Below are 26,323 nucleotides of genomic sequence, written 5' to 3'. Positions count from 1 at the left end.
TCATGTCTTCGACGATCAGACATCGTCCGCCGCGCGCGGGCTCGATCGCGGCCCGGCTCGGCCAGTCGCGCGTCGCCAGCCGGCTCGAAGGCGAGGTGCGCGTCACCGCGGCCGATCTGGTCGATTGCGTGGCCGAGGCCAGGCTCAAGGTCGCGGCCGTCCGCTACAAGGTCGAAGGCGAGGTCCGCAACAAGGCGGAAAAGCTCAAGAGCCGCGTCAGCGTGGCCGCGGAGAAGCTGGGCGACGAGGCGCGCTTCATCAAATCCTGGATCGACGATCCGCTGCGGACCGGCTCGGTAACCCCGTCGAGCCCGGCCCTGGCGCGGCGCATGGCGTCCTATGTCGATCCGGAGCAGCCCGGCCCCGTCATCGAGATCGGCCCTGGTACCGGTCCCGTGACCGAAGCCCTGATCGAGCGCGGCGTCGACGAGGAGCGTCTCATCCTCGTGGAATACAGCCCCGAATTCTGCGAATTGCTGCGCAAGCGCTTCCCGCGGGCCACCGTCGTCCAGGGCGATGCCTACGCCCTCTCGACGACGCTGGCGGGGCACCTGACCGAGAAGGCCGCCGCCCTGGTTTCGAGCCTGCCCCTGTTCAACCGCCCGCCCCCGAGCCGGACGGCGCTGGCGAAGGAGGCGTTCCCGTTGATGGTCGAAGGCGCGCCCTTCATCCAGTTCACCTATTCGGTGATCTCGCCGATCCCGCGCAAGGGCTCCGGCCTGAAGGCCTTCGTCTCCGATTGGGTCCTGCGCAACATTCCGCCGGCGCGGGTCTGGGTCTACCGCGAAGCGAGCTGAGCCCCGTCCGATCCGGTTGCGGGCCATGCAAATAATGCGGGCCAGCCGAACCGAATCGTAACCGCTCGACGTTAGACAGCCTGTTGGAGCAGGCACCGCATCGGACCTGTTCGCAGCGAGGACTTCGACCGGCCCCATGAGCGGTGCAGCCCTGCGTTACACTCTGCCGCGCTGGCGCGTGACGCGCTGGCTCGCCGATGCCGGCCCGGACGTTCCCGCCGAGATCAGGGCCGCGCTGATCGCCAGCCTGTTCGGCACGCTGCCGATCTTCGCCGGCGGCGTCATCAACTCGCTCGCTGTTTCCTTCCTGATCGCCTGGCGCATCCCGACTCTGCCGTTCCAGCTCTGGTGCGTCTTCGAGGTGCTGTGCTGCCTCGCCCGGCTCTTCGTGCTCATCAACGCCCGCCGCAGGGCGGAACGCGGTGAGCCAACCTGGACAGATACCTATCTCCTGCTCGGCGTGGCCTGGGCGGCCGGCATCGGCGCCGGCACCTTTCTGAGCCTGACGAGCGGCGACTGGGTCGTCGCCACCCTCGCCTGCCTGTCGGCAGCCGCCATGGTCGGCGGCATCTGCTTCCGGAATTTCGGAGCGCCGCGCATGGCGGGCGTGATGATCGGGCTGACGCTGGGACCATGCTGCTTCGCGACGCTGTTCGCCGGCGAGCCGATCATGCTCATCACCTTCATGCAGATCCCGCTCTATCTCTTCAGCATGACGGTCGCGGCCTACAAGCTGAACGGGATGCTGATCTCGACGATGCGGGCCGAGCGCGAGAACGCCTTCCACGCCCGTCACGACATGCTGACCGGCCTGTCGAACCGGGCCGGGCTGACACGTGCCTTCGAGACCCGCTTCGGCAGTGCCTCCGCCCCGCACGGCCTGGCGTTGATCTATCTCGATCTCGACGGCTTCAAATCCGTGAACGATACCCACGGCCACCCGGCCGGCGACGCGCTGCTGCAGCTCGTCGCCGAGCGATTGCGCGGCCTCGTGCGCAGCTCCGACCTTGCCGCGCGGATCGGCGGCGACGAATTCGTCGTCCTGTCCGAGCAGACCGAGCGGGTGCAGCTGCAGCGCATCGGCGAGCGCCTCGTTGCGGAGATCTCCGAGCCCTACGAGCTCGACAGCGGCCACCGGCTGCATATCGGCGCCTCGGTCGGCATTGCGCTGGCCCCTGAGCACGGAACCGACATGAACGCCCTGATGGTGGCGGCCGACGCAGCGCTCTACCAGGCGAAGTCGCGCGGAAAATCGCTTTGCGTCATCGCCAGCCAGCGCGCCGTCATCGACGGGCAGGGCGCCGGCAACCGCCCTCTCCTGCACTAAGGGAGAACCGGTTTTTCGCAGGAATCCTGCTGCGACTCCTCGGCGAGAGACGGATTCAGATTTCAGATGGCATCATCCGGCTCCAAGGGCGAAGAGGCGGCATCGCCCCCGCCTCGCTTGACCTGAGCGCGTGCATCGGGCTTGCCTCATTGCGACAGAAGGGCAGGAGGGGAAGCTTGGCCGATCTCGCGCGCCTGGTGCAGGACATCGCGACGGAGATGCGCGACGCAAGCGACCGAGGCGAGGTCGCGAGCTATATCCCGCCGCTCGCCCGCGTCGATCCCCGCCAGTTCGGACTCTGCGTCGTGACCGCCGAGGGTGCCGTCCACAGCGCCGGCGAAAGCGAGGAGCCCTTCTCGATCCAGAGCATCTCCAAGGTGTTCGCGCTGACACAGGCGCTGGGCAAGGTCGGCGACACGCTCTGGCGCCGTGTCGGGCGCGAACCCTCGGGCACGCCGTTCAACTCGATCGTGCAGCTCGAGCGCGAGCAGGGCATCCCGCGCAACCCCTTCATCAATGCCGGCGCGCTGGTGGTCTCCGACATCAATCTCGCCGGGCACGCACCGCGCGAGGCGATCGGCGAATTGCTGCGCTTCACGCGCTATCTTGCCGATGACGACGGCATCATCATCGACGAGGCGGTGGCGCGGGCCGAACAGGCGACCGGCTTCCGCAACATCGCGCTCGCCAACTACATGAAGGCGTTCGGCAACATCCACCATGCGCCGGAGCTGACGCTCGGCGTCTATTTCCACCAATGCGCCATCGCCATGAGCTGCCGGCAGCTCGCCATGGCCGGGCGCTTCCTGATGCATGGCGGGCTGCATCTGCCGGGCGGGCCGCGGGTCGTCTCGGCCCAACGGGCACGGCGCATCAACGCGCTGATGCTGACCTGCGGCCATTACGACGCCTCGGGCGATTTCGCCTTTCGCGTCGGATTGCCCGGAAAATCCGGCGTCGGCGGCGGCATCCTCGCCATCGCTCCGGGCAAGGCCGCGATCGCGGCCTGGTCGCCGGGCCTCAACGCCAACGGCAATTCCATGCTGGGAACGCTCGCGCTGGAGCGGCTCGCCGAGGCTACCGGCTGGTCGGTCTTCAACCCGGGCTAAGGGCGAAGGCCACGCCGGCAAGCGCAGGTCTCACGGCAGGCCGCCACAACATGCTGAAGCTTCAAGGAAATTTGGAGCGGGCGATCGGGATCGAACCGACGACATTCAGCTTGGGAAGCTGACGTTCTACCACTGAACTACGCCCGCATGCCGCCCGGACTGCAAAGCAGCGCCGTGGCAGGCGCAGTTTCATAGCGGCTCCGCGAGCAGGTGTCATCCGGGAATTTCCGGGAGAAGCTCAGCCCTTGAAATGCTTCGAGAGCTTGAGGGCCTGGCCCTGATAGTTCGAGCTCAACCCGGCGCCGTAAAGCGCGGCCGGTCGGGCCGCCATCGTCTCGTAGACCAGCCGGCCGACGATCTGGCCGTCCTCGATGATGAAAGGCACGTCGCGGGAACGCACCTCGAGCACGGCTCGCGCGCCTTGGCCGCCAGCGGCGCTGTGGCCGAAGCCGGGGTCGAAGAAGCCCGCATAGTGGACGCGAAACTCGCCCACCAGCGCGTCGAAGGGGGTCATCTCGGCCGCGTAATCAGGTGGGACATGCACCGCCTCCTTCGAGGCGAGGATATAGAACTGGCCGGGATCGAGGATCAGGCTGCGCGAACCGTCATCGGGGATCGGCTCCCAGAAATCGGCGGCGCGATAAGCCCCTACCCGGTCGACATCGATCAACGCGGTGTAGTGCTTGCCGCGATAGCCGAGCAGGCCATCGAAGCCGGAGAGGTCGACACTGACGGCGACGCCGCCCTGGAAGGACGGCTCGGCGGCGCTGACCAGCGTCTCGCGGGCATGGACCTCCTGCAGCGCCCGGTCGTCGAGGCGGGCCTCGCCAGTCCGGAAGCGGATCTGCGAGAGCCGCGAGCCCGAGCGCACCAGCACCGGGAAGGTGCGCGGCGAGATCTCGATGAAGAGCGGGCCCTCATAGCCGTCCTCGACGAGGTCGAACTCGCGGGCCCGGTCGGTGATGACGCGGGTGAAGACGTCGAGCCGGCCGGTCGAGCTCTTGGGGTTGGCCGCGGCGCGCAGGCCCTTCGGCAGCCGCAGGCCTTCCATCAGCTCGGCGATGTAGACACAGTCGGTCTCCAGCACGGCGCCGCGCGTCAGGTCGATCTCGTGCAGGGAGAGCTCGTCGATGCGGCCGCGCACCGTGCGGTCCGGGCCGGGCAGGAAGCTGGCGCGCACGCGATAGGCGCGCTCGCCCAGGCGCAGGTCGAGGCTTGCCGGCTGCACCTGCCCTTCGGCCGGCGGATGGGCGAGCCGGATCACGCCCTGCTCGATGAAGGCGCGGATGGAGCTGTCGGGCTGGATTCCGGGCTTGAAGGGCAGCATGCGAGGTCCGCGAGGATAATCGGTTAGGGCTAGCGAAGGCGCGGGCGCAGGCCAAGCCGAATGCGCGGCTTTCGCCGTGTTGTCCACGCCTGCATGCATGCCGGCGGCATTGACGCTGCCGCCAGCCGGTTCATAACAGCACGGCGACAGCTAGGCCCGCGGCCCTGGAGGCGCGGCGTTCTCGAAGTCCGGCGTCTTTGAAGTTCGGTGTCATTTTGGTTCGGAGTCCTGGCAATGTATCAGGCGCAGACGCATGGCGTGTGTGTGACCGCGGTGCCGAAATTCATGGAAGCGGAATCATCGCCGCCGCAAGGCCGCTATTTCTGGGCCTATTCGATCGAGATCGCCAATCTCTCGACGCAGACCGTGCAGTTGCTGACGCGCCACTGGCTCATCACCGACGGGCATGGCGAAGTCCATGAGGTGCGCGGCGACGGCGTCGTCGGCCGGCAGCCGGTGCTGCGGCCGGGCGAAAGCTTCAGCTATACCTCGGGCTGCCCCTTGGCGACGCCGGATGGCTCGATGCACGGTTTCTACGCCATGCTCGGCGAGAACGGCGAGATCTTCGATGTCGAGGTGCCGCTGTTTCCGCTCGATTCCCCCCATGTGAAGAAGGTTCTGCATTGACCGCCCATCCGCCCGCCGGGCAGCGCTACACGCCGCTCGAGATGCTCGCCCGCCTCGTCGCCTTCGATACGGTGAGCCATAAATCCAATCTGCCGCTGATCGATTTCGTCGAGGACTATCTCGCCGGCTGGGGCGTCGCCTCCACACGCTTCCCCAACGCCGCCGGCGACAAGGCGGCGCTCTTCGCCACGCTCGGGCCGCAGGACCGGGGCGGCATCGTACTCTCGGGCCATACCGATGTCGTGCCGGTCGAGGGGCAGGCCTGGAGCCGCGATCCCTTCACGCTGCATGTGGAGGGCGGGCGCGCCTATGGGCGCGGCGCCGTCGACATGAAGGGTTTCGTCGCGCTCGCGCTGGCACTGGTGCCGGATTTTCTGGCGGCCGGGCTCAGGACGCCGATCCACCTGTTCTTCTCCTATGACGAGGAGGTGACCTGCCTCGGCGTCATCGACGGCATCGCCGCGATGGGCAGGACGCTGCCCCGGCCGCTCGCGGTCATCGTCGGCGAGCCGACATCGCTCGACATCGCCGACGCGCATAAGGGCATCCGCACCTTCCTGACGTCGATCGCAGGCTTCGCGGCGCATTCCTCCAAGCCGCAGCTCGGCGCCAGCGCCGTCCACGCCGGCGCCCTGCTGGCAGCCGAGCTCGACCGGATGCAGGAGGAGGCCAAGGAGCGGCCCGACGGGAGCGGCCGCTTCGACCCGCCCTATGACACCGTCCATGTCGGCAAGTTCCATGGCGGCATCGCCCGCAACATCCTTGCCGACAAGGCGGAGCTGTCCTGGGAAATCCGCACCCTGCCGGGCTCCGACCCGGAGGCCGGACCGGCGCGCTTCGGCCGCCTGTCGGAAACGGTGCTGGCGCGGATGCGGAAGACGGCGCCGTCCTCGACCATCGAGACGGTGATGACCTCGGATGTGCCGGGCCTCGCGCCCGATCCCGGCTCGGAAGCGGAGCGGCTCGCCATGCGCCTCTCCGGCCGCAACCACACCATCGCCGTCGCCTATGCGACCGAAGCGGGGCATTTCCAGCGCGCTGGCCTGCCGACCGTGGTCTGCGGTCCCGGCTCGATCGACCAGGCGCATCAGCCGGACGAGTACATCACGCTGGAGCAGCTCCAGGCCGGCGAGGCCTTCATGCGCAAGCTGATAGCGGAGTGCAAAGCGGGGTAATCGCGGGCACCATGCTCGGGCTTGCCCCGAGCATCTCGTGACGCGAGGGCTTTGCCGTCTCATTCGGCAAGAGATTCCCGGGCCGCCGCCTCGCGTCGCCCGGGAATGACGACGGCCTTCAAAGTCCCGACGTCACCCCCTGCTCGACCTCCGACGGCTCGAAGGAATAACGCCGCGAGCAGAACTCGCAGGTGACGCCGAGCTTGCCGTCATCGGCGATCATGGCGCGGCGATCCTCGGGCGAGAAGCCGCGCAGCATCGAGAGCACGCGCTCGCGCGAGCAGCGGCAGGCCTCGTGCACGACAACCGGCTCGAAGACGCGGGCGCCGCGCTCATGGAACAGGCGATAGAGCAAGCGCTCGCTCGCCAGCGTTGGGTCCAGCAGTTCATGGTCCTCGACCGTCTCGACCAGCGAGCGCGCCTCCATCCAGGCATCGTCACTGACGCCGTCGGGGTCGTTGCCGGCCAGGATCTCGTGGCCCTCGGGCACGTCGCCGGGATGGATGTCGGCCGCGCGCAGGCGTTCGGGCGAATGCGGCATGAACTGGACGAGGATGCCGCCGGCGCGCCAATGCGGCCGCCCTCCGGTCGTGACGGTGCCGACGGCGAGCCGAACCCGCGTCGGGATCTGCTCGGACTGGCGGAAGTACTGGTGCGCCGCCTCTTCCAGGCTCTGCCGCGTCAGGGGCACGATGCCCTGATAACGCGTCGTCGCCGAGCCCTGGTCGATGGTCATCGCAAGATGACCTTCGCCGAGCAGATCGCCGGTCGAGAGCTTGTCCAGCGCGACCGCCTCGACGAGCTTCGCCTCGTCGATATGGGCGACGGCGCGGAAATTGTCAGGGGCGGTGAAGTCGACCACCATCATCGGGATGGCGCCATCGCTCTTGGTCTGGAGCTGGAAGCGCCCCTCGAACTTCAGCGCCGTGCCCAGCAGCACGGTGAGCGCCGCCGCCTCGCCGAGCACGCGGGAGACGGGCTCGGGATAATCGTGGCGCGCGAGGACGGTGTCGATCGACGCGCCCAGCCGCACGACGCGGCCGCGCACGTCGAGATCGGGGACGGCGAAGGGCAGGACGCTGTCGTCGAACCCGGCCGTGACGTCGGCGGCCATCAGGCCGCGACCCCGCCGAAGCACCAGGCGAGGATGCCTTTCTGCGCATGCAGCCGGTTCTCGGCCTCGTCGAAGACGGCCGATTGCGGGCCGTCCATGATCTGGTCGGTGACCTCCTCGCCGCGCGAGGCCGGCAGGCAATGCATGAAGATCGCCTCCTTCTCGGCGCGCTCCATCAGCCTTTCATCGACCTGGTAGGGCCGCAGAAGGTTGTGGCGGGTGCCTTCCTCGTCGCCCATCGAGACCCAGCAATCGGTAATGACGCAATCGGCGCCCTCGACCGCCGCCTCGGGATGGGTGGTCAGCGAGAGCTTCGCACCCTGCTTCTTCGCCCAGGCGACCAGGGCCGGTGGGGGCGCCAGCTCCTCGGGCGTGGCGATGGCGAGCTCGAAATCGAGCCGGCCGGCGGCATGGATCCAGGAGGTCAGCACGTTGTTGGTGTCGCCGGTCCAGGCGATGCGCTTGCCCTTGATCGAGCCCTTGCGCTCCTCGAAGGTCATGACATCGGCCATGACCTGGCAGGGATGCTGGCGCTTGGTCAGGCCGTTGATAACCGGGACCGAGGCGTATTTCGCCATCTCGACCACGGCATCATGGTCGAGCATGCGGATCATGATCGCATCGACATAGCGCGACAGCACGCGGGCGGTGTCGGCGATGGTCTCGCGCTCACCGAGTTCGATCTCCCGGCCGGTCACCATCATCGGCGAGCCGCCGAGTTCCCGGATGCCGACATCGAAGGAGACGCGGGTCCGTAGGGAGGGCTGCTCGAAGATCATGGCGATGACCTTGCCTTCGAGCAGGCGGTCCCCCGCGGCGGCAGGGGTGCGGCGTCGCGCCTTGATCTCCTCGCCGGCGCGCAGGATCGAGCGCAGCTCGCTGCCGGAGAAATCGGAAAGGTCGAGGAAATGGCGCGTCACGGGCGCTTCCTTCGCTTCGCTGGATGGGATCGGTTGAACTTACTCTGCCGCAGGGCGCTTCAGCGTCGCCTCGACGGCGCTCGCCGCCTTGTCGAGCCGCGAGACCGCCTCAGCGACATCCGCCTCGGTGATGATCAGCGGCGGCAGCAGGCGCACGACATTGTCACCGGCGCCGACGACAAGGAGACCCTGGGCACGGGCCTCGTTGACGAAGTCGGTGTTGAGCGTGTGGAGCTTGAGGCCGAGCATCAGCCCCTCGCCGCGTATCTCGGCGATGATGTCGGGGTGCCTGTCCTTGAGCTCCGCCAGCGACTGCTTCAGCCGAAGCGCGATCTGGCCGACATTCTCGATGAAGCCCGGCGCCAGCACCACGTCGAGCACGGCATTGCCGACCGCCATGGCGAGCGGGTTGCCGCCGAAGGTGGTGCCGTGCGTGCCCAGCGTCATGCCCGAGGCCGCTTCCTCGGTCGCGAGGCAGGCGCCCATCGGGAAGCCGCCGCCGATGCCCTTGGCGATCGACATGATGTCCGGCGTCACGCCGTAGTGCTCATGGGCGAAGAACTTGCCGGTGCGGCCGACGCCAGTCTGGATCTCGTCGAAGATCAGCAACAGGCCCTGTTCGTCGCAGATCTGGCGCAGCAGCTTGAGGAAGCGCGAGGGCACCGAGCGCAAGCCGCCTTCGCCCTGGATCGGCTCGATCATCAGCGCGGCGGTCTCGGGCGTGATCGCGGCGCGCAGCGCCTTCTCGTCGTCGAAGGGCACCTGGTCGAAGCCGTCGACCTTGGGGCCGAAGCCGTCGATGTATTTCTGCTGGCCGCCGGCGGCGATGGTCGCCAGCGTCCGGCCATGGAAGGCGCCCTCGAAGGTGACGATGTGGTAGCGCTCGGGATGGCCCTTCGCGGCATGGTATTTCCGCGCCATCTTGATGGCGCACTCATTGGCCTCGGCCCCCGAATTGGTGAAGAACACCCGCTCGGCGAAGGTTGCCTCGCAGAGCCGGCGGGCGAGGCGCTCGCCTTCCGGCGCCGCATAGAGGTTCGAGGTGTGCCAGATCTTGCCGGCCTGCTCGGTCAGCGTCTTGACCAGATGCGGATGGGCGTGGCCGAGCGCATTGACGGCGATGCCGGCGCCGAAATCGAGATAGCGCGTGCCGTCGGCGGTGATCGCCCAGGGCCCCTCACCGCGCTCGAAGGCGACGGGAGCGCGGGCATAGGTCGGCACGAGCACGGACTGGCTGGCGGAAACGGGGGCGGGAGCCATGAGGCAAAATCCTCGCGAGGGGGACGGATGAGAACGGATTGGCGCTGGGGTCGAGAACGCGATCCGGGTGAGATGCCGCAGCATGCGGCCAAGTTGCGACCCGGCGACGACGTTATCGTCGCAGCCAGTTCCTGACCTCTCGTCGCGCCGTCATCCGCATCGTTCGGGGCCTTGATCCGCAAAACATAAGCGCCGCCCGAGCGGGCGGCGTCACCTTGTGGATAAATATGCTTAAGGCAGCCGGCACTGTCAATTCCATGCCGCCGATTCCCTTGCCGGCTCTGCCGTGACGGCAGTGTTGCCGAAAAGATTCGCTTGACCCGCCAATCGCGAATCGCCTGGGGAAAAGCCCAATTCGGATTCGGCGACTCTTGTCCGCGAGTCACCGCCCCTTGTATGGTCTCATTCGTCAGATACGACATTTCGTGCGGCGTCCCCAGTCCCGTCTGTTGCGGAAGCAACGGTTTTTGTCTCAGCGACAGAAGCCGCCGGTTCCGGATTCCGCCACGAAGCACCCTTAAGGGCGGCACCGCGAGGGGCCGGCCGGACAAGACAGGTGATGCGGATGAACGAAGCCGGAGCATGGACCGACGAGCGGGTCGAACTGCTCAAGAAGCTCTGGAGCGACGGTCTGAGCGCAAGCCAGATCGCCGCCGAGCTCGGAAACGTCACGCGCAACGCGGTGATCGGCAAGGTGCACCGGCTCGGCCTGTCGGGCCGTGCCAAGAGCGCCGCTGCGCCGGCCACGCCGCGCAATGCCGCCCCGCGCAAGGCCCCGGCACGGGCGCCGAGCCATCCGATGAACAACGCCGCCGGCGCCACCCGCGGCACCCATGCGCTCGCTCCGCATTTCGCGACGCAGCCTGAAGCCGATATCGAGGCCGAGCAGGCGCCGCGGCCGTCCGAGGACGTGGTGATCCCGTTCTCGGAGCGGGTCACCATCATGGAGCTGCGCGAATATATGTGCCGCTGGCCGATGGGCGACCCGACGACGCCGGAATTCCGCTTCTGCGGCGCGCGCTCGCAGACCGGTATGCCCTATTGCAGCCACCACGCCCGCATCGCCTACCAGCCCGCTGCCGACCGCCGGCGCGACCGGAGCAAGGTGCGAGCCTGATCAGGCCGATGGCTTTGAAATCAGAAAACCGGCCGAAAGGCCGGTTTTTTGTTGGCTGGTCGAAAGCTTGCGTCATGCTCGGGCTTGACCCGAGCATCTCATGACGAGGAGGCGCCAGAGCCTTCTCCCGAACGAGATTCCCGGGTCTGCGCTTCGCTCCGCCCGAGCATGACGGCAAGCGGCATCCTCACAACCTGCGCCGCTTCTCCAGCGAGCGGCTCCAGCGCGAGAGAGCGAAGCAGATCAGCCAGTAGATCGCGCCCGAGAAGGCATAGGCCTCCATGTTCATGCCGACCCAGTTGGGATCGGCGAGCGAGGCCTGGGCGATGCCGAGCAGGTCGAGGATCGAGACGACCAGCACCAGCGTCGTGTTCTTGATCAGCGCGATGAACTCGTTGGTCATCGCCGGCAGCGAGATGCGCAGCGCCTGCGGCAGGACGATCAGCCCCGTCGCCTTCCAATAGGTCAGTCCGAGCGCCGTCGCGGCTTCGCGCTGGCCCTTGGGCAGCGCCTGCAGGCCACCACGCACGGCCTCGGCCATATAGGCGGCGATGACGAAGCCGAGCCCGATCACGGCGCGCGCCAGCCGGTCGATGTCGATGCCGCCCGGCATGATCAGCGGCAGCAGCAGCGAAGCCAGGAAGATCACCGCGATGATCGGCACGCCGCGCCAGAACTCGATGAAGATGATGCTGATCAACCGGATGACGCGCAGCCCCGATTGCCGCCCGAGCGCGAAGAGGATGCCGAGCGGGATCGCGATCAGGCTCGCATAGACCGAGATGAACAGGGTGAGCATCAGCCCGCCCCAGTCGCGCGTCTCGACATGGCGCAGGCCGAAGCCGCCGGAGAGCAGCCAGATGCCGAGCGGCGGCAGCAGGACGAGCATGGCGACGCCGAGCTTCAGCTTGAGCCGCTGCGGCGCGAAGACGACCGCCGCGACGCCGAGCACGAAGGCGATGCCGGCGATATCGACGCGCCAGCGCTGGTCGGCGGGATAGAGCCCATACATGAACTGGCCGAAGCGGGCGCGGATGAAGACCCAGCAGGCCCCGCCTGCGGTACAGTCGGCGCGGGTCGTGCCGCGCCAGCTCGCATCGATCAGCGCCCAGCGGATCAGCGGCACCGCGACCCAGGCGATGGCAAGCGCCAGCACCACCGTGACGAAGGCGGTGAAGGGCGTGCCGAATAGGCGCTCGCGCCAGAGCGAGAGCGACGAGGCGCTCCGGGGGGAAGCCAGGCCGCTCATCGCGTCACCAGAGCGATGCGGGCGTTGTACCAGTTCATGATCGCCGAAACCGCAAGCCCGATGACGAGATAGACCGCAAGCGTCATCGCGATGATCTCGATCGCCTGGCCGGTGTTGTTCAGCGCCGAGCCCATGAACAGGCTGACCAGATCGGGGTAGGCGATGGCCGCGCCGAAGGAGGAGTTCTTCAGCACGTTGAGATACTGGTTGGTCAAGGGCGGGATCATCACCCGCAGCGCCTGCGGGATGGTGACGAGCCGCAGGATCTGGCCGGAGCGCAGGCCGAGCGCCGAACCCGCCTCGGTCTGGCCATGCGAGACCGACTGGATGCCGCCGCGCACGATCTCGGCGATGAAACCCGCCGTGTAGGTGACGAGCGCCGCCAGCAGCGCGACGAATTCAGGGATGACTGCGAAGCCACCGCGATAATTGAAGCCGCGCAGCACCGGCACGTCCCAGCGCGTCGCCAGCACGGCCCAGGTCAAGGCCAGCACCGGCACCGCGAGCAGCAGGACGAGCCCGACGCGCAGCGTCGGCGCGTGGAGCCCGGTCCGCTCCTGTCGCTTGCGAGCCCAGACATGGAAAGCGGCGTAAGCCAGGACGCAGGCGAGGATGATCAGGCCGGCGATGCGCAGGTTGTCCATGCCGTCCGGCAGGGGAATCGTCAGGCCGCGATTGTTGAGGAAGGCGACCCCGAACAGTCCGATGCTCTGGCGCGGCGCCGGCAGGGCGGCGATGACGCCGAAATACCAGAACAGCACGAAGAACAGCAGCGGGATGTTGCGGACGAACTCGATATAGGCGCCGGCGATGGTCGAGAGCAGCCAGTGCGAGGAGAGCCGGGCGATGCCGACGACGAAGCCGAGCGCGGTGGCGAGAATGATGGCGATCACCGTCACCAGCATGGTGTTGGCAACGCCGACCCAGAACAGGCCGAGGATGTTGTCGGCCTGGGTGTAGCCGGTGAGGACGAAGGGCACCTCGATGCCGGAGGTGCGCCAGAGGAAGCCGAAGCCCGAGGCGATGCCGGCCTTGACCATGTTCTCCGAGGCGTTGCGCACGAAGAAGATCGTCAGGCCCACGAGCAGGACCACAACGGCGATCTGATAGAGCCAGTCGCGGACGCGCTTGTCGTTGATGAAGGAGAGGAAGCTGCTCACGCCGGCCTCGATCAGGAGTCGCGGGCGTCATTCCCGGGCGGTGCGAAGCGCAGACCCGGGAATCTCGTGACGCTCAGGCTGGTTTCCGAGATGGTCGGGTCAAGGCCCGGCCATGACGTTCTTCAGACCGCTCTCACTGGAAGGGCGGGGTGAACAGCAGGCCGCCCTTGGTCCAGAGCTGGTTCTGGCCGCGCTCGAGCTTCAGCGGCGATCCCATGCCGACGGTGCGCTCATAGCTCTCGCCGTAATTCCCGACCTGCTTGATGGCGTTATACATCCAGTCGTTCGGGAGCCCCATCATCTCGCCGAAGCCACCCTCGGCGCCGAGCAGGCGGCGGACTTCGGAATTCTTCGAGCTCGCCTTCATCTCGTCGACGTTCTTGGAGGTGACGCCGAGCGCCTCGGCCGCGATGGTGCCGTTCAGCACCCAGCGCACGATGAGCTGCCAGCGCTCGTCGCCCCAGCGCGTCACCGGCCCCTGCGGGTCGTTCGAAATCGGCTTGGTCAGGATGATGTGATCGTCGGGGACCTTGAGCTTGATGCGCTGGCCGGCGAGCGCGCCGACGCCGGCGGTGTAGGCGTCGCAGCGCCCGGCGTCATAGGCCGCGATGGCGTCGTCGTTCTTCTGGAAATTGGTGATGGTGACCTTGAGATTGCGCTCGCGGAACCAGTCGGCGGCGTTCTTCTCCTCGGTCGAGCCGGCGGCGACGCAGACCGAGGCGCCGTCGAGGCCCTCGGCCTCCTTCACATTCGCCGATTTGCGGACGATGAAGGTCTGGCCTTCGTAGAAATTGATGCCCTGGAAGTTGAGGCCGAGCGTGGCGTTGCGCGAGAAGGTGATGGTCGAGTTGCGCGCGAGCACGTCGACCTGGCCCGATTGCAGGATCGGCCAGCGCTGCTGCACCGAGGTCGGCGTGAACTTGACCTTGGTCGCGTCGCCCAGGATGGCGGCCGCGAGCGAGCGGCAATAATCCACGTCGAGGCCGGTCCACTCGCCCTTGTCATTGGCGAAGGAGAAGCCCGGCAGGCCGAGATGCACGCCGCATTCGAGATTGCCGCGCGCCTTCACGGCATCGAGTGTGGGGCTCGGCGCCAGCTGCTGAGCGCTCGCCAGCGAAACCCCGGCGGCGAGAAAGGCAGCCGCACCCAAAATCCTGATCGTCATATCGTCTCCCCGAAGCCGTGAGCGGCTTTCTGCATTGAGGCCGGGACTATGCAACAGATGGACCGCAAGCGGTACCCGACGAAGTGAGCATTCCTGCCGGGAGGCGTCAGTCAGTTGCCGAACACCGTGTTGAGCTGGGCGCCGACCATGATGAAGGTGGTGCGCTTCGACATCTCCTTCAGATAGACCGCCCCGATATAGGTCATCGCCGAGCGCACCCCGCCCATGATCTCCTGCATCGTGCCCTCGACCGGGCCGCGATAGGGCACCTCGACGGTCTTGCCCTCGGACGCCCGGTATTTGGCGACGCCGCCGGAATATTTGTGCATCGCCGTGTCGGAGGACATGCCGTAGAAGACCATCGCGACCGGCACCTTCTCGCCGTCACGCTCCTCGTAGCGGATCTCGCCCTCGCATTCGTCATGGCCGGCGAGCATGCCGCCCATCATCACGAAATCGGCGCCGCCGCCATAAGCCTTGGCGACATCGCCCGGCACGGTCAGGCCGCCATCGCCGCAGACCAGGCCTTTCAGCCCATGGGCCGCATCGGCGCATTCGATGATGGCCGAAAGCTGCGGATAGCCGACGCCGGTCATCTTGCGCGTAGTGCAGACCGAGCCCGGCCCGATGCCGACCTTGACGATGTCGGCGCCGGCCAGGATCAGCGCCTCGGTCATGTCGCCGGTGACGACGTTGCCGGCCATGATCGCCGCGTCGGGAAAGGCGGCACGCGTCGCCTTGACCGTATCGACGAATTTCTCGGTGTAGCCATTGGCGACGTCCAGGCAGATCTTGGAGATCGGCGACTGGGCGTGGACGGCCTTGAGCTTGTCGTGATCGGCCTCGGTGGTGCCGAGCGAATAGAAGGCGTTGGCCGATTCCGGCTCGCGGAAGAAGGCGATCAGGGCCTCGGCGTCGTAGTGCTTGTGCAGGGCGACCATGGCACCGTGCTTCCGCAGCGCCCGCGCCATTGCCATGGTGCCGACCACGTCCATATTGGCCGCGATCAGCGGGAAGCCCTTCCATTCCGCGCCTGTGTGCGGGAAGCGGAAGCTGCGTTCGACGTCGACATGGGCGCGGCTGCCCAGCGTCGAGCGCTTGGGGCGGATCAGCACGTCGCGGAAGTCGAGCTTGGGATCGTTTTCGATGCGCATGGGCCGGCCTCGGGCTGGGCGATGGTCCGCGCACGCTGGCAGGCGTGCGCCGATTCATAGCCCCGGACGGCCGCAGGAGGCAAATCGGCGGATGGGCCTCAGCGCGCCGCCGCGGCGAGGCCCTGTGCGAGGCCGGCGGCGAGCGCCGCCCGCTGGCGCGTCAGGAAAGCCTCGCCATCGATGCGCTGCGCGTCGCCGGCCCTGATCACGGCCAGCCGCTCCGCGAGCGCGCGGGCGAAGTCCGGCGCGCCGTCGGCGAGCGTGAAGTTAGCCGGCAATTCAGTGAAGCCGCGACAGGACAAGGTGGTGGCGACGGCCGGCAGGCCGAGCTGCATCGCCTCGATGGTCTTGAGCTGCACCCCCGTGCCGGCCCGGCTCGACAGCGCCACGATGCGGCAGGAGCGCAGGAACGCGTCGGCGGCCGGGACGCGGCCGACCAGCGTGACATTGAGCGGCATGCGCAGCTCGGAGGGGACGCGGCCGGCGACCGCGATCCGCAGATCGTCCGGCAGCAGCGGGCAGACCTCCTGCAGGAACCATTCGAGGCCGACCCGGTTCGGCAGCCAGGTCCAGGTGCCGATCAGCCCGATGTCGAAGCTCGCGGGCGCGTCCGGCCCCGCCACGATCGCGGGCGGCGCCGTGCCGGAAACCAGAGGCAGCACGGCGGACTTGTCCCGGGCTTCGGCGCCCATCGCCCGCCGATCCTCCTCGGCAAGGGTCCAGACGAAGCGCGACTGTCGCCAGAGCCGGCGTTCGATGGCCTCGAGCAACCGAGCCTCGCGGGCGAAGAGCCGGCGGAGCAGGACATTGCCGGCATTTTCGGCATTCTGCCGCGCCGAGGCGTGCTCGATATTGTGCTCGACCAGCACGCAGGGCGCGATCTCCAGCAGTTCCGGGAAAGCGCCGGGCAGCATCACCGAGTTGAGGATGAGCGCATCGAAGGGTCCCTGCGCCCGCACGGCCTCGACCAGCCGGCCGGCGCCCGCGAGCCTCAGCTTGGCGCAGGCGACCGGCAGGCCGAAGCGGAAAGCGGCCGCGATCCAGCGCAGTTGCCGCCCCGTCGAGGCGACCGCATTCTCGATGTCGATCTCGGCCACGACAACGGCCTGCTCGGGATCGGCCGGCGTTTCGCCATGGCGCATGAAGCCGATGGCCGTCACCTCATGGCCGGCGGCGCGCAGCGCCGAGAGGATCGCGGCATTGGCGATCTCGAAACCCGTATCCGGCCGGGCAACCGGAATGAGCGAAGTCAGAAAGGCGAGGCGCAAGGAAAGCGGGTCCGCGGCAAGATGTCTTTCAGTCGGCCGATTGCCGCGGCAGGTCAAGCCGCCCCGTCTGCTATGCTCAACGAGGCTTTGCCGGAAAAGGCCGGTGGATCGCGCTTTGCGAACACCGAACTTTAAGCCGGCCGGATCTATGAGGTTCGCCATGGTTGCGGCTGAATCGACGAAACAGACCGATGCCGGCGCGCGAGGCGATGCCTCGCCGCTGCGCTTCGCGACGCCCGAGAGCTTCGGCGTGGTGGCGCAATCGCCGCCCGAGATGCTGGCCGGCGTTGCGAGCGTCGTCTGCGTGCCGACCTTCAGGCGCCCCGACATGCTGGAGGCGACATTGCGCTCGCTGGCGGCGCAAACCGGCGGGCATGATTTCGCGGTGATCGTCGTCGAGAACGAGGGCCAGGAACAGGCCGGCGCGCAGCGCGCGAAGACCCTGCTCGAAGCCGGGCTGTTCAAGGGCCTCGTCATCGTCGAGCCGCGCCAGGGCAACTGCAAGGCCTATAACGCCGCCTGGCGCTGCGCGCTGACACGCTTTCCGGCCCTGCAGCAGGTGCTGGGGATCGACGACGACGAGGAGGCCGAGCCCGGCTGGCTCGACGCCTTCCTCAAGGCGGCGGCGACCGCCCCGGCCGAGCTCTTCGGCGGCTCGGTGACACCGGTCTTCGCCGACCGCTCGCGGGCCTGGCTCGCGGCGCATCCGGTCTTCCGCTCGCATTATGCGGCCTCCGGCCCGGTGCCGATGCTCTATTCGAGCGCGAACTACCTGATCCGGCGCGACGTGCTGGAACGGCTGGGTTTCCCCTTCCTCGACGAGAGCTTCGACTTCACCGGCGGCGGCGACACGGATTTCTTCACCCGCGCCAGGGCCGCCGGATTCCGCTTCTGGTGGGTGCAGGAGGCGGCGCAGCGCGAGACAATGCCGCAGCGCCGCACCGAATTCGGCTGGATCGCCGCGCGCGGCCTGCGCAACGGCGCGATCTCGGCCACGATCGCGCGGCGGCAGAATCCGGGCGCCGCGGGCCGGCTCAAGGTGCTGGCGAAATCGCTCGCGCTGCTCGCCGCTTCCGTACCGCGCGGCATCGCGCTCGGCTTGAAGAGCCGCTCGGGAACGATCGGGCTCTACCACACCCAGGTCGCGCTCGGCCGGCTGATGTCGGAATTCGGCGTCGCCAACGAGCAGTATCGCAAGCCGGAGAAGAACTGAGGTCGGTCGAGCGGGGTCAAGCCCTCATCCTGAGGAATGCCGAAGGCGCGTTTCCTTGGAATCAGCCGCGTTTTCAAGAAAATGCGGGTCATCCCGGCCGCAGCGAAGCGGAGAGCCGGGATCCATGCCTGAACCTTGTCGGGTACGTTCCGGCATGGATCCCGGGTCAAGCCCGGGATGACCGCGTGGTTCCGTACAAAATCAGCACGCTCTTAGGAGGAGTCTAGGATGAGGGCTTGGGGAGTCCGGACCGCCAGCAGGCGCCGCCTCAGCTCTCGTTCACGACGAGGCCGCGCAGCTTGTTGGCGTTGACGCCGAGCTGCGTCTTCAGGCGCTCGATATCGGCATCCGACAGCTTGGCCTGGCGTGAGACCACGAGGATGTCGTCCACGACCTCGGCAAAGCGCCGCGCCAGCGCGCTGCCGGCCGTGGCATCGACGATGACCGGTCCGAAACGCTGCGCTGCGCCGAATAGGCCGTTTTCCAGCGAGCCCGTCGCGGGCAGGCCCGGCCGGTTCGAGCGCGGCAGGAAGGCGAGATCGCTGCCTTCATCCTTCAGGATCGCGCGGGCAAGCGTGCGGCTGCCGCCGATCACCTCTTCCAGACCGGCCGACGCATCGGGCGCGAAGATCCGCGTCAGGGCGAGAGCGCCGTCGGCGGCATCGACGAGCAGCGCCGGCTGGCCGGCCAGAGCGGCATCGAGCGCGAGATTGAGGGCGAGCGTCGTCGCGCCCACCTGCGGCTGCAGGCCGAGCACCAGGATACGCCGGCGCGGATTGTCGCCGGCGCCATGAACCAGTTCGGCCCTGACAGCGGCGACGGCCATGGCAAAGCTCGCCTGCGGCTTGTCGATGACATCGACGAGATGCGCCTTGGCCTGGAAGACCGAGCGCGCGGCCTCGAGTTCGCGGCGCCAGCGCCGGTTACGCACCGCCGGAATCTTGCCGAGCGGCGTCAGGACCAGCGGCGGCGACGGCTTTTCCGGCTTCCGGTCCGGCTGACCGCCCGGAATCGCGATGAGGCGGCGCCAGCCCGCCTTGTCGCCGGCCGGGGGAGGCGTCTGGACAGCGGCGGGGCTCACCGGCGGCGGAACGGGTTCGGGCTGCTCGGGCACGGGTGGCGCGACCGGCTGCGGCTGCGGAGGCGGAGGAGGCGTCAGAATCACGGCTTCGGACGGCGGTGCCGGTCGGGCCGGCGGAGGCGGTGCCGGTTCCTCGGCTTCAGACTCGACCGGGCGCGGCTTGCGCCGCCAGAGGGATCTGCGGGCCGACGGGGCCTTCTCCTCCGGCACCGGGCGGGGCACCGCGAACAATGCGAGAGCCAGCGCCAGCAACGCTCCCGCGCCGCCGCCGCCGAAAGCGCCGAGCAGCGCAATGCTGCGGCGGCTGACGCCGCTCTTCTCCAGCGGCGGCATGGCCGGGCTGATGACGCGGGCATTGGTCGTGTCGATGCCGCCGAGCTCCCCGGTTTCGCGGGCTCGCTTCAGGAAGGCGTCGTAGATCGCGCGGGAGGATTCAACCTCGCGTTCGAGCTCGCGCAATTCGACCGAGGCGCGGCCGGCGGCGTATTGCGCCGTGGTGAGCTGGTCGACGCGGCGCGAGAGCTGGCGCTCGGCCTCGGCGGCGCGGTCGTATTCCGCCTTGGCAGCGCGGGCGATGCGGCTGAGCTCGTCGGCGATCTGGCGGCGGGAATCGGTCACCTGGGCGCGGGCGGCCGTCAGGGCCGGATGGCGCGCGCCGAGCGAGGCGACGAGATCGGCCTCCTTGCTGAGTGCCGCGCCAAGCTGGGCGCGCAGCGCCGTCATCGTGTTGGAGGCGACGGCCTCCGGGATCGCGCCGGCCTCGACGTTGGAGGCGCGGGTCGCGGCGATCTGGTCGTATTTCGCCTTGGCCTCGGTGGTGCGCTGGCGGGCGGCGACGAGCTGGGTGGCGTTGAGCGAGAGCTGTTCCTCGCTGAGCGACTTGTTGCTGCCGAGCCCGACGATGTTGTGGGCTTCCTTGTAGGCCTCGGCCTTGTCCTCGGCGATGCGCAGGCGGCCGCGCAATTCCTCGAGCCGCGCGGTCAGGGCAGACGTGGCGCGCCGGGCTGCATCGACGCGGACCTGCGCCTGGTCCTCCAGATAGGCTTCGGCGAGGGCATTGGCGATCTGCGCGGCCTTGTCCGGGTCGCCGGCCGTGGCGGAGATGTCGATGACGAAGGTGCGCTCGCCGCGACGCACGGCGACGCTCTTGTCGAGCGCGGCCAGCGCATAGAGCATGGCGTTGCGATCGGTCGTCGCCTTGTCGGGGCCGAACAGGCCGGAGAGGAGGCCACCACGGGCCGGTCCGCCATAATCGGGATCCTTGTCGAGCCCGAGCTTCTCGATCACCCGCGACTTGATGCTGTCCGACGCGATGACGCGTGCCTGGCTTTCGAGATAGCTGAGAATCGAGGTCGGGTCGCTGCCGACGGTGTTCGGGGAGACGTCGTTCTGGAGCACGCGCAGATCGCGCGGGTCGATGAAGAGCTGCGCCGTCGAGGTGTATTTCGGCGCGATCAGCAGGCTCGCCAGGACGGCGAGGCCGAAGCCGACGAGCGCGCAGAGCAGGATCAGCCCCTTGCGGCGCCAGAGCGTCGCCACGATCCAGAGCGGATCGGCGAGGCGGCCGATCTCGACCGGGCGCGCCGTTTCCGGCGGAGCGCCGCGATCGGCCCCTTCCAGTCGATCCTTGTCGGCCGTTTCGGTGGTGAACATGACGCTACGCTTCACTTTCCGAACTCACCCCGTGCCGCGCCGATAGCGCTCGAGCACTGCCATCATCGGCTTCGGCCGGTAATCCGCATCGAGCGGCAGGGGCCTCGCCTTGGCGTCGTCCTTGCGCGGGAAGGTCTCGCCCACCCAGGAATAGCGGTCGCTCAAACCCCAGGTGACGATCGCCTTCGGCCGCTTCGCGGAAACGACGGCATTCAGGAAGGTCGAGACCAGCGCGGCGGAATGCTTGTCGCGGAGCGCGGCATCGGCCGGCATCTTCCAATCGATCACGTCGAGTTCGGTGATCTCGACATCGAGGCCGAGCTCGTCGAGATCGCGCATGAAGCGCTGCAACCCGTCGGTATCGATCTGCTTCTCGGCATAGAGATGCGCCTGCATGCCGACGCCATGGATCGGGATGCCCTTGTCCTTGAGGCGCCGGCAGATGTCGAGCGCGACCTTGCGGCGCGCGGCGGCGCCGGGGTCCGGCTCCTCGAAATGGAAATCGTTGAGCACGAGGCGCGCCTTCGGATCGGTGCGGGCGGCCGTGCGGAAGGCGATCTCGACATGTTCCGGCCCGAGCAGGCGCTGCCAGATCGTGTCGCGCCAGGGGCCGCCGGAGGTGGGGTCGTATTTGATGACCTCGTTCACCACGTCCCAGGTGGCGATGCGGCCCTTGTAGCGATCGACCACCACCTCGATGTGGTTGACGAGCTCGCGCTCGGCCTCGGCGCGGGTCTTCATCTCCTTGACCCAGGGGGGCAGGGCCTCGCCCCAGAGCAGCGTGTGGCCGCGCAGCGCCTTGCGGTTGGCCTCGGCGAAGGCGACGAGCTCGTCGGCACCAGAAAAATCGAAGCGCGCGCGGTCATGGCGCAGCGCCTCCCATTTCAGGTCGTTCATGGGCACGACGACGTCGCAATAGCGCTTCAGCGCCTCGCGATAGCGCGGATCGCTCCGGAAAGCGCCGATCTCCGCGGCCGAACCCATGGCAATCGGGCGCGCGGCCGCCTGCCCCGGGGCGGAGCCGAGCATGGCGACGGCCGCGGAAACGGCTCCCGCACGCAGCGCAGCGCGGCGCGTGAGCGCGAGGTCGTCCCGGTCCGGTTCGGCTTCCTGCATGAAGTTGGTGCGCTTCCGTTTCGTTTAGGGTCGCTCAACGCCTCTCGGCTAAGTGAATTCCATCATCCGCGCGATGGCAGGCATGGGCCGGGCCAGCGTCCCCGAGTACCGTCCATGTTACCGAGCCGTGCCACCACCCTCTCCTATCTCACCATCCTGAGCGGCTCGGCCGGCCGGCTCGTCATCTCCCTTGTCTACTTCCTTATCGTTGCGAATACGTTGACCTTGGGCGAGTTCGGCCTTTTCGCCACGGCCTCCTCGACCGGGCTCATCCTCTCGCGCCTGCTCGCCTTCGGTTTCGTCTCGCCGCTCTATCGGGTGGCGACCGTCAAGCCGCGCCTGCTCGGCGCCTATCTGGCGGGCTTCGCGGGCTTGAGCCTCGCCTCGCTGCCGCTGATCGCCGCCATCTCGGCCGGCGCCTACTGGCTGCTCTTCGCCGAGCGGCTGGCAGCGCTGCCCTTCGCCCTGATCATCGTGGCGGAGGTGCTGTGCTGGCGGCCGGTCGAGGTCGTCGCCATCGTCAATAACGGGCTCAGGCGCTTCCGGCAGGCGGCGCTGCTCGTGATCATCGGCTCGTCGCTGCGGACGCTGGCCGCGCTGCTCTTCATCGCCTTCGGCCATCGCAGCCTCGAGATCTGGGCCGGCGCCTATCTCGCCGCAACCTTCCTGAGCCTCGTCGTCGCGCTCGCCGCCTTCCTGCCGCCGGCGCGCTGGCGCTTCGTGCGGGCGCTCTATCCGCGGCGCATGGCGGATGCCGTCTTCGCCGGTGCGGCCGATATCGTCTTTTACGTCCAGTCGGAGCTGGACAAGCTGCTGGTGCTCGGCCTGGCGGGCGAGCGGACCGCAGGCCTCTATGCCATCGCGCTCAGGGTGATCGACCTCACCGCCATGCCGGTGCGCAGCTTCAACCAGATGCTGGTGCAGAAGATCATGCAGGATCGCGGGCTCGGCGGGGGGCGGCGCCTCGCCGCCTTCGAGATCGGCATCGCGCTGGTCTCGACCGCCGGCCTCGTCGCCGTCATCATCGCGCTGAAGCCTTTTCCGGGGCTGCTCGGCCGCAATGTCTCGGAAGCCGCCTATCTCTTCGCGCCGATGCTGCTGGTGCCGGCCTTCCGCAACCTCGTCGAATACCATGCCGAACTGCTCTATGCGCGCGAGCGCACCGGTTCGCGGATCGTGCTGCTGTGCCTGCTGACGGCGCTGAAGGCAGGGCTGATCTCGCTGGTGATGACCCGCTTCGCCGCAGGCGAGGCCTGGGCGAGCTGGATGAACCTCGTCTTCGGGCTGGTCTATCTGGTCTCCGCGAGCTTCACCTACCGGCTGCTGGCGCGCGGCGGCTACAAACAGCGCTGAGGGTCAGGCCGAGGCCTGTCTCTCGAACAGCGCCCGGACTTTGTCGAGCGGCTGGCCGATGAAGGACTGCACGCCGACCGCGACCTGCCAGGGCTCCAGCACCTCCTCGAAGGTCTTCAGCAGGTCGAGACCGGCGACATCCTCGGGGAACCAGTAGACCTTGCAGAGCTCGCGTGGATCGGGCCAGTGCCGCGCGGCCTCGAGCCCGAGGACGCGTTCGACGTAGTAGCCGTAGATCATGTATTCGGAGAATTGCCGGTCCCGCGCGATGGCGGAGACCCAGTCGCGGCCGCTCACCGTCTCGATATGCGCGAGCAGCCCGAGCACGTGGTCGCGGCGCCAGCTCACCATGTTGTTGATGTAGTCCGGCCCCGGATAGGACGGCGCGCCGAGCCCGAGCAGGGACGAGGCGTTCTCGCACCACGGCCGATGGCGCGCCATGTCGGCCGCGATCGCCTCCGGCTTGCGATAGAGCCTGACGGCGCCGTCCCGCTCCAGATCCGCGAGATCGAAGGGCCGCAGGAACAGCATGTCGGAATCGGCGAAGAGGATGACGTCCTCCCCGGCGACCGTGGCGACCGCGAATTTGCGCAGTTGCTGGGCGTGCCAGCCGCGCAGCGGCGGGAGGCCCCGCGCCAACGCGCGCATGCCGGTCCAGACCCGACGCCGGCCGAGGCTCAACGGATCCGGCCTGGGCTTCAGCCAGGACGGCAGGAGCTGCGATTCAGGGAGGATGCGCCGTTTCGGCCCTTCGAGGTCGCGAAACAGCGGAACGTCGCGATCCTCGACCAGGAGATAGTGCACGCCATGGCCGGTGACGAAGCGATCGATGCTGGCGCAGAGCAGGCGGCAACGATCGACGTCGCCCCTGTAGCTCGGCGTCGCCAGGGCATAGCTGAAGGTCACGGGCGTCAGCCGGCCTGCCGGCCGCTAGCGAGATATTGCCGCGCCACCCGCATCAGGAAGGCCGGATTGCCGAGCACATAGCGGCGCCAGAGCCGGCTCGGCTCGAGCCAGAGCCGATAGATCCATTCGAGGCGCGCCTTGCGGATCGCCTCCGGGGCACGCTGCACCTCGCCGGCGAAGAAATCGAACAGAGCCCCCACGCCGGCGGCGACCGCGCAATGCTGGGTGCTCAGCTTCTCGGCGATGAAACGCTCCTGCATCGGGTTGCCCATCGCGACCAGCAGCAGATCGGGCCGCTCGGCCTTGAGCCCGTCGAGCAGCCGCGCTTCCTCCTCCGGGGCGTAGTAGCCATGCGAGACCACCTTGAAGCGATGCTGCGGATAGCGCCGGGCCAGATTCTCGACCGCGCGGTCGGCCACGCCGGGGCGGCCGCCGAGCAAGGACACGCGAAGCGGCCGCAACTGCGCACCGAAGAAGGCCGGGAGGAAATCCGTGCCGTTCAGATTGGCCGGGAAAGGCTTGCCGTAGAGCAGCGAGCTCCCGAGATCGACGCCGATGCCGTCCGCGAGGACGAGAAAGGTCGAAAGGCTACGCTGCAGAGCCAGGTCGCCGGCTGCGACATTGACGAGATTGGCGTTGCAGAAGGCGAGCTTGACATGGCCGCCTTCGACGATGGCCTCGCGCAGCTCGGCGATCGCGGTATCGCGGGTCACCACGGCGATGCCGATGCCGCCGATATCGCGCTTGCCATAGCCTTGGCGCCGGCGGGGCTCGGCCTCGTTCGCGAGGGGCATAGAAAGCGCTGCAGGCACGGTCGTTTTCGATCCTGAGAACTGAGGCAGGCTCATGATGACGGGATGTGAAGGCGGAACCAGCACTCAGGTCAAGGCGAAGTCAAGCGAAAGGTGAACGCCGCCTTCACGCAATCCAGGAGAAAGAACTAACGGCGATCCCGCAGCAAAACCAATGACTTGTTCCGAACCGAAACGAAAGCCTACAAGACCGTCGCTTCCGTTGCGTCGGCGCCGGCCGCATCTGTTGCAGGGTGGGACGAACAGACCCCTGTCGTACCGTTTCGGAACGTCGGACGGGCGGTTTCAACTGCGGCAAAACGAGGTGAGTGATTAACAGATTGCATAGCGGCCACGCGACGGCTGCAAGCCTGCAGCTTGGCTCTGGCTCGCCGCTCCCTCGCTCGCTAGGCTGGCTGGCAACGAATCCGGGGAGGCTGAGCGAATGAACCAAATCGATTTAAGGAAGCGCGTCGCCATCGTGACGGGAGGCGCGCAGGGGATCGGCCGCGCCGTGGCCGAACGCTTCGCGGCAAGCGGTGCGACTGTGGCAATCTGGGATGTCGATGGCGGCCTCGCCGCGAAGACCGCTGCCGAAATCGGCCATGGCGCGACGGGCAGCGCGGTCGATGTCACCGACGCCGACGCCGTCCAGGCCGCAAGCGATGCGCTCGAAGCCAGACATGGCAGCGTCGACATCCTCGTCACCAGCGCCGGGATCGCCGGGCCGAACCACAAGACCTGGGATTATCCGCTCGAGGACTGGGCGCGGGTGATGCGGCTCAACCTCGACGGCACGCTGCATTGCTGCCGTTCCGTGATCCCGGGCATGATCAAGCGCAATTACGGGCGCATCGTCCTCGTCGCTTCGATCGCAGGCAAGGAAGGCAACCCCAACGCCTCGGCCTATTCGGCATCGAAGGCGGCGGTGATCGCGCTGACCAAGTCGCTCGGCAAGGAACTCGCCGACAAGGACATCGCCGTGAACTGCATCACGCCTGCGGCGGCGCGCACCCGCATCTTCGACCAGATGAGCGACGAGCATATCGGCTACATGCTCGCGAAGATTCCGCGCGGACGCTTCCTGCTGCCGGAGGAGGTCGCCTCCATGGTCGCCTTCCTCGCCTCGGCCGAGAACAGCTTCACCACGGCCGGCGTCTTCGACCTCTCCGGCGGACGGGCGACGTATTAGGATTCACGATTCCCCATCGAAAAACGCCGTCATTTCGGACAAGCCGCGTTAGCGGCGCCGATCCGGAATCCATCATCAAGCCCGGAATGACGGCGTAGTTTTCGTCTCAAGACCGCACGACCCAGCTTGATGACGCAGCCCAGCACCGAGACGCCGGATCGGAGAAGCAGCTTTGCCAAAAAGCGGTTCCCGCTTCCCGGCCTCCTGCTCTAGGGTCTGGGCTCACGATCGACGGACTTATGACCTGGC

Annotated in this window: 22 protein-coding genes and 1 tRNA gene; 9 read left to right on the top strand and 14 right to left on the bottom strand. The window is 67.8% G+C overall.

The features are described 5' to 3' along the window. Window positions 1-2: 2 nt before the first annotated feature. The 3 genes from AB6806_RS25065 to AB6806_RS25055 all read left to right on the top strand — a co-directional run bounded on the left by AB6806_RS25065 (window position 3) and on the right by AB6806_RS25055 (window position 3,233). Entirely contained in the window at window positions 3-797 is a 795-nt protein-coding gene (locus tag AB6806_RS25065) for a class I SAM-dependent methyltransferase (RefSeq protein ID WP_113252820.1), read from the top strand. A 136-nt stretch (window positions 798-933) separates the two neighbouring features. Further along, window positions 934-2,124, top strand: coding sequence for a diguanylate cyclase domain-containing protein (locus AB6806_RS25060; protein ID WP_142023406.1), 1,191 nt, complete (start codon window positions 934-936; stop codon window positions 2,122-2,124). Between the two features lie 176 nt (window positions 2,125-2,300). After that, on the top strand, window positions 2,301-3,233 hold the full coding sequence (locus AB6806_RS25055; RefSeq protein WP_038365043.1) for a glutaminase: 933 nt from the start codon (window positions 2,301-2,303) through the stop codon (window positions 3,231-3,233). A gap of 72 nt (window positions 3,234-3,305) precedes the next feature. Here AB6806_RS25055 and AB6806_RS25050 read toward each other — a convergent pair. Both AB6806_RS25050 and AB6806_RS25045 read right to left on the bottom strand, forming a co-directional pair. Next, window positions 3,306-3,380, bottom strand: a tRNA-Gly gene (locus AB6806_RS25050). 91 nt (window positions 3,381-3,471) lie between these two features. Further along, window positions 3,472-4,560 (bottom strand): 2'-deoxycytidine 5'-triphosphate deaminase, encoded by a 1,089-nt coding sequence (locus AB6806_RS25045; RefSeq protein ID WP_038365045.1) that lies wholly within the window; start codon window positions 4,558-4,560, stop codon window positions 3,472-3,474. Window positions 4,561-4,794: 234 nt separating this feature from the next. Between AB6806_RS25045 and apaG the strand changes: the two genes are divergently transcribed. Further along, a complete protein-coding gene (gene apaG / locus AB6806_RS25040; RefSeq protein WP_142023407.1) occupies window positions 4,795-5,187 on the top strand; it encodes a Co2+/Mg2+ efflux protein ApaG in 393 nt (130 codons plus the stop codon). Window positions 5,188-5,228: 41 nt separating this feature from the next. Continuing rightward, window positions 5,229-6,362: an acetylornithine deacetylase gene (gene argE, locus AB6806_RS25035; protein WP_370955773.1), complete on the top strand. Its 1,134-nt coding sequence runs from the start codon at window positions 5,229-5,231 to the stop codon at window positions 6,360-6,362. A 118-nt stretch (window positions 6,363-6,480) separates the two neighbouring features. Here argE and AB6806_RS25030 read toward each other — a convergent pair whose 3' ends face one another. From AB6806_RS25030 to AB6806_RS25020, 3 genes are read right to left on the bottom strand one after another with little or no spacing between them, the layout of a single operon-like run. Further along, window positions 6,481-7,476: an Hsp33 family molecular chaperone gene (locus AB6806_RS25030; protein ID WP_112762539.1), complete on the bottom strand. Its 996-nt coding sequence runs from the start codon at window positions 7,474-7,476 to the stop codon at window positions 6,481-6,483. Next, on the bottom strand, window positions 7,476-8,396 hold the full coding sequence (gene argF / locus AB6806_RS25025; protein WP_370955766.1) for an ornithine carbamoyltransferase: 921 nt from the start codon (window positions 8,394-8,396) through the stop codon (window positions 7,476-7,478). Before argF ends, AB6806_RS25030 begins: the two co-directional genes overlap by 1 nt. A 39-nt stretch (window positions 8,397-8,435) precedes the next feature. Then, window positions 8,436-9,656, bottom strand: coding sequence for an aspartate aminotransferase family protein (locus AB6806_RS25020; RefSeq protein ID WP_113252821.1), 1,221 nt, complete (start codon window positions 9,654-9,656; stop codon window positions 8,436-8,438). 565 nt (window positions 9,657-10,221) lie between these two features. On the opposite strand from AB6806_RS25020, the gene AB6806_RS25015 reads away from it, so the two are divergent. Beyond that, a complete protein-coding gene (locus AB6806_RS25015) occupies window positions 10,222-10,773 on the top strand; it encodes a GcrA family cell cycle regulator (protein WP_038365055.1) in 552 nt (183 codons plus the stop codon). Between the two features lie 187 nt (window positions 10,774-10,960). On the opposite strand, the gene AB6806_RS25010 is transcribed toward AB6806_RS25015, so the two are convergent. The 5 genes from AB6806_RS25010 to AB6806_RS24990 all read right to left on the bottom strand — a co-directional run bounded on the left by AB6806_RS25010 (window position 10,961) and on the right by AB6806_RS24990 (window position 16,769). After that, a complete protein-coding gene (locus tag AB6806_RS25010) occupies window positions 10,961-12,022 on the bottom strand; it encodes an amino acid ABC transporter permease (RefSeq protein ID WP_191123791.1) in 1,062 nt (353 codons plus the stop codon). Beyond that, a complete protein-coding gene (locus AB6806_RS25005) occupies window positions 12,019-13,182 on the bottom strand; it encodes an amino acid ABC transporter permease (protein ID WP_260368382.1) in 1,164 nt (387 codons plus the stop codon). The genes AB6806_RS25010 and AB6806_RS25005 overlap by 4 nt, the downstream gene beginning before the upstream one ends. Window positions 13,183-13,315: 133 nt before the next feature. Then, window positions 13,316-14,347, bottom strand: coding sequence for an amino acid ABC transporter substrate-binding protein (locus AB6806_RS25000; protein ID WP_038365060.1), 1,032 nt, complete (start codon window positions 14,345-14,347; stop codon window positions 13,316-13,318). 110 nt (window positions 14,348-14,457) lie between these two features. Continuing rightward, window positions 14,458-15,501 (bottom strand): GMP reductase, encoded by a 1,044-nt coding sequence (locus AB6806_RS24995; RefSeq protein WP_038365063.1) that lies wholly within the window; start codon window positions 15,499-15,501, stop codon window positions 14,458-14,460. Window positions 15,502-15,599: 98 nt separating this feature from the next. Further along, window positions 15,600-16,769, bottom strand: a complete 1,170-nt coding sequence (locus AB6806_RS24990; protein ID WP_370955765.1) for a glycosyltransferase — start codon at window positions 16,767-16,769, stop codon at window positions 15,600-15,602. A 160-nt stretch (window positions 16,770-16,929) separates the two neighbouring features. Between AB6806_RS24990 and AB6806_RS24985 the strand changes: the two genes are divergently transcribed. Then, window positions 16,930-17,982: a glycosyltransferase family 2 protein gene (locus AB6806_RS24985; protein ID WP_370955764.1), complete on the top strand. Its 1,053-nt coding sequence runs from the start codon at window positions 16,930-16,932 to the stop codon at window positions 17,980-17,982. A 268-nt stretch (window positions 17,983-18,250) separates the two neighbouring features. On the opposite strand, the gene AB6806_RS24980 is transcribed toward AB6806_RS24985, so the two are convergent. Both AB6806_RS24980 and AB6806_RS24975 read right to left on the bottom strand, forming a co-directional pair. Then, the gene (locus tag AB6806_RS24980) at window positions 18,251-20,716 is read right to left on the bottom strand and encodes an exopolysaccharide transport family protein (RefSeq protein WP_370955763.1); all 2,466 of its coding nucleotides are present in this window, start codon (window positions 20,714-20,716) and stop codon (window positions 18,251-18,253) included. 24 nt (window positions 20,717-20,740) lie between these two features. Further along, window positions 20,741-21,832: an endo-1,4-beta-xylanase gene (locus AB6806_RS24975; RefSeq protein WP_370955762.1), complete on the bottom strand. Its 1,092-nt coding sequence runs from the start codon at window positions 21,830-21,832 to the stop codon at window positions 20,741-20,743. A gap of 114 nt (window positions 21,833-21,946) precedes the next feature. On the opposite strand from AB6806_RS24975, the gene AB6806_RS24970 reads away from it, so the two are divergent. Beyond that, window positions 21,947-23,185, top strand: coding sequence for a lipopolysaccharide biosynthesis protein (locus AB6806_RS24970; RefSeq protein WP_142023416.1), 1,239 nt, complete (start codon window positions 21,947-21,949; stop codon window positions 23,183-23,185). Window positions 23,186-23,188: 3 nt separating this feature from the next. Here the strand turns inward: AB6806_RS24970 and AB6806_RS24965 are convergent, their stop codons facing one another. Both AB6806_RS24965 and AB6806_RS24960 read right to left on the bottom strand, forming a co-directional pair. After that, a complete protein-coding gene (locus AB6806_RS24965) occupies window positions 23,189-24,091 on the bottom strand; it encodes a DUF6492 family protein (protein WP_142023417.1) in 903 nt (300 codons plus the stop codon). Window positions 24,092-24,096: 5 nt separating this feature from the next. Next, a complete protein-coding gene (locus AB6806_RS24960; protein ID WP_051988253.1) occupies window positions 24,097-24,885 on the bottom strand; it encodes a WecB/TagA/CpsF family glycosyltransferase in 789 nt (262 codons plus the stop codon). 442 nt (window positions 24,886-25,327) lie between these two features. On the opposite strand from AB6806_RS24960, the gene AB6806_RS24955 reads away from it, so the two are divergent. Further along, the gene (locus tag AB6806_RS24955; protein WP_038365070.1) at window positions 25,328-26,074 is read left to right on the top strand and encodes an SDR family NAD(P)-dependent oxidoreductase; all 747 of its coding nucleotides are present in this window, start codon (window positions 25,328-25,330) and stop codon (window positions 26,072-26,074) included. Window positions 26,075-26,323 lie beyond the last annotated feature (249 nt).

The sequence above is a fragment of the Allobosea sp. RCC_152_1 genome (assembly GCF_041360765.1).
Taxonomy (GTDB): Bacteria; Pseudomonadota; Alphaproteobacteria; order Rhizobiales; family Beijerinckiaceae; genus Allobosea; species Allobosea spartocytisi.
Note: the sequence above shows the minus strand (reverse complement) of the source record. Positions and strands in the feature narration are given on the sequence as shown.

What these genes read in the sequence shown, in the direction of transcription:
- AB6806_RS25065 (WP_113252820.1), top strand. Translation starts at nt 3, where the DNA reads ATGTCTTCGACGATCAGACATCGTCCGCCGCGCGCGGGCTCGATCGCG.
- AB6806_RS25060 (WP_142023406.1), top strand. Translation starts at nt 934, where the DNA reads ATGAGCGGTGCAGCCCTGCGTTACACTCTGCCGCGCTGGCGCGTGACG.
- AB6806_RS25045 (WP_038365045.1), bottom strand. Translation starts at nt 4,560, where the DNA reads ATGCTGCCCTTCAAGCCCGGAATCCAGCCCGACAGCTCCATCCGCGCC.
- apaG (WP_142023407.1), top strand. Translation starts at nt 4,795, where the DNA reads ATGTATCAGGCGCAGACGCATGGCGTGTGTGTGACCGCGGTGCCGAAA.
- argE (WP_370955773.1), top strand. Translation starts at nt 5,229, where the DNA reads ATGCTCGCCCGCCTCGTCGCCTTCGATACGGTGAGCCATAAATCCAAT.
- AB6806_RS25030 (WP_112762539.1), bottom strand. Translation starts at nt 7,476, where the DNA reads ATGGCCGCCGACGTCACGGCCGGGTTCGACGACAGCGTCCTGCCCTTC.
- AB6806_RS25020 (WP_113252821.1), bottom strand. Translation starts at nt 9,656, where the DNA reads ATGGCTCCCGCCCCCGTTTCCGCCAGCCAGTCCGTGCTCGTGCCGACC.
- AB6806_RS25015 (WP_038365055.1), top strand. Translation starts at nt 10,222, where the DNA reads ATGAACGAAGCCGGAGCATGGACCGACGAGCGGGTCGAACTGCTCAAG.
- AB6806_RS25010 (WP_191123791.1), bottom strand. Translation starts at nt 12,022, where the DNA reads ATGAGCGGCCTGGCTTCCCCCCGGAGCGCCTCGTCGCTCTCGCTCTGG.
- AB6806_RS25000 (WP_038365060.1), bottom strand. Translation starts at nt 14,347, where the DNA reads ATGACGATCAGGATTTTGGGTGCGGCTGCCTTTCTCGCCGCCGGGGTT.
- AB6806_RS24995 (WP_038365063.1), bottom strand. Translation starts at nt 15,501, where the DNA reads ATGCGCATCGAAAACGATCCCAAGCTCGACTTCCGCGACGTGCTGATC.
- AB6806_RS24985 (WP_370955764.1), top strand. Translation starts at nt 16,930, where the DNA reads ATGGTTGCGGCTGAATCGACGAAACAGACCGATGCCGGCGCGCGAGGC.
- AB6806_RS24980 (WP_370955763.1), bottom strand. Translation starts at nt 20,716, where the DNA reads ATGTTCACCACCGAAACGGCCGACAAGGATCGACTGGAAGGGGCCGAT.
- AB6806_RS24975 (WP_370955762.1), bottom strand. Translation starts at nt 21,832, where the DNA reads ATGCAGGAAGCCGAACCGGACCGGGACGACCTCGCGCTCACGCGCCGC.
- AB6806_RS24970 (WP_142023416.1), top strand. Translation starts at nt 21,947, where the DNA reads ATGTTACCGAGCCGTGCCACCACCCTCTCCTATCTCACCATCCTGAGC.
- AB6806_RS24960 (WP_051988253.1), bottom strand. Translation starts at nt 24,885, where the DNA reads ATGCCCCTCGCGAACGAGGCCGAGCCCCGCCGGCGCCAAGGCTATGGC.
- AB6806_RS24955 (WP_038365070.1), top strand. Translation starts at nt 25,328, where the DNA reads ATGAACCAAATCGATTTAAGGAAGCGCGTCGCCATCGTGACGGGAGGC.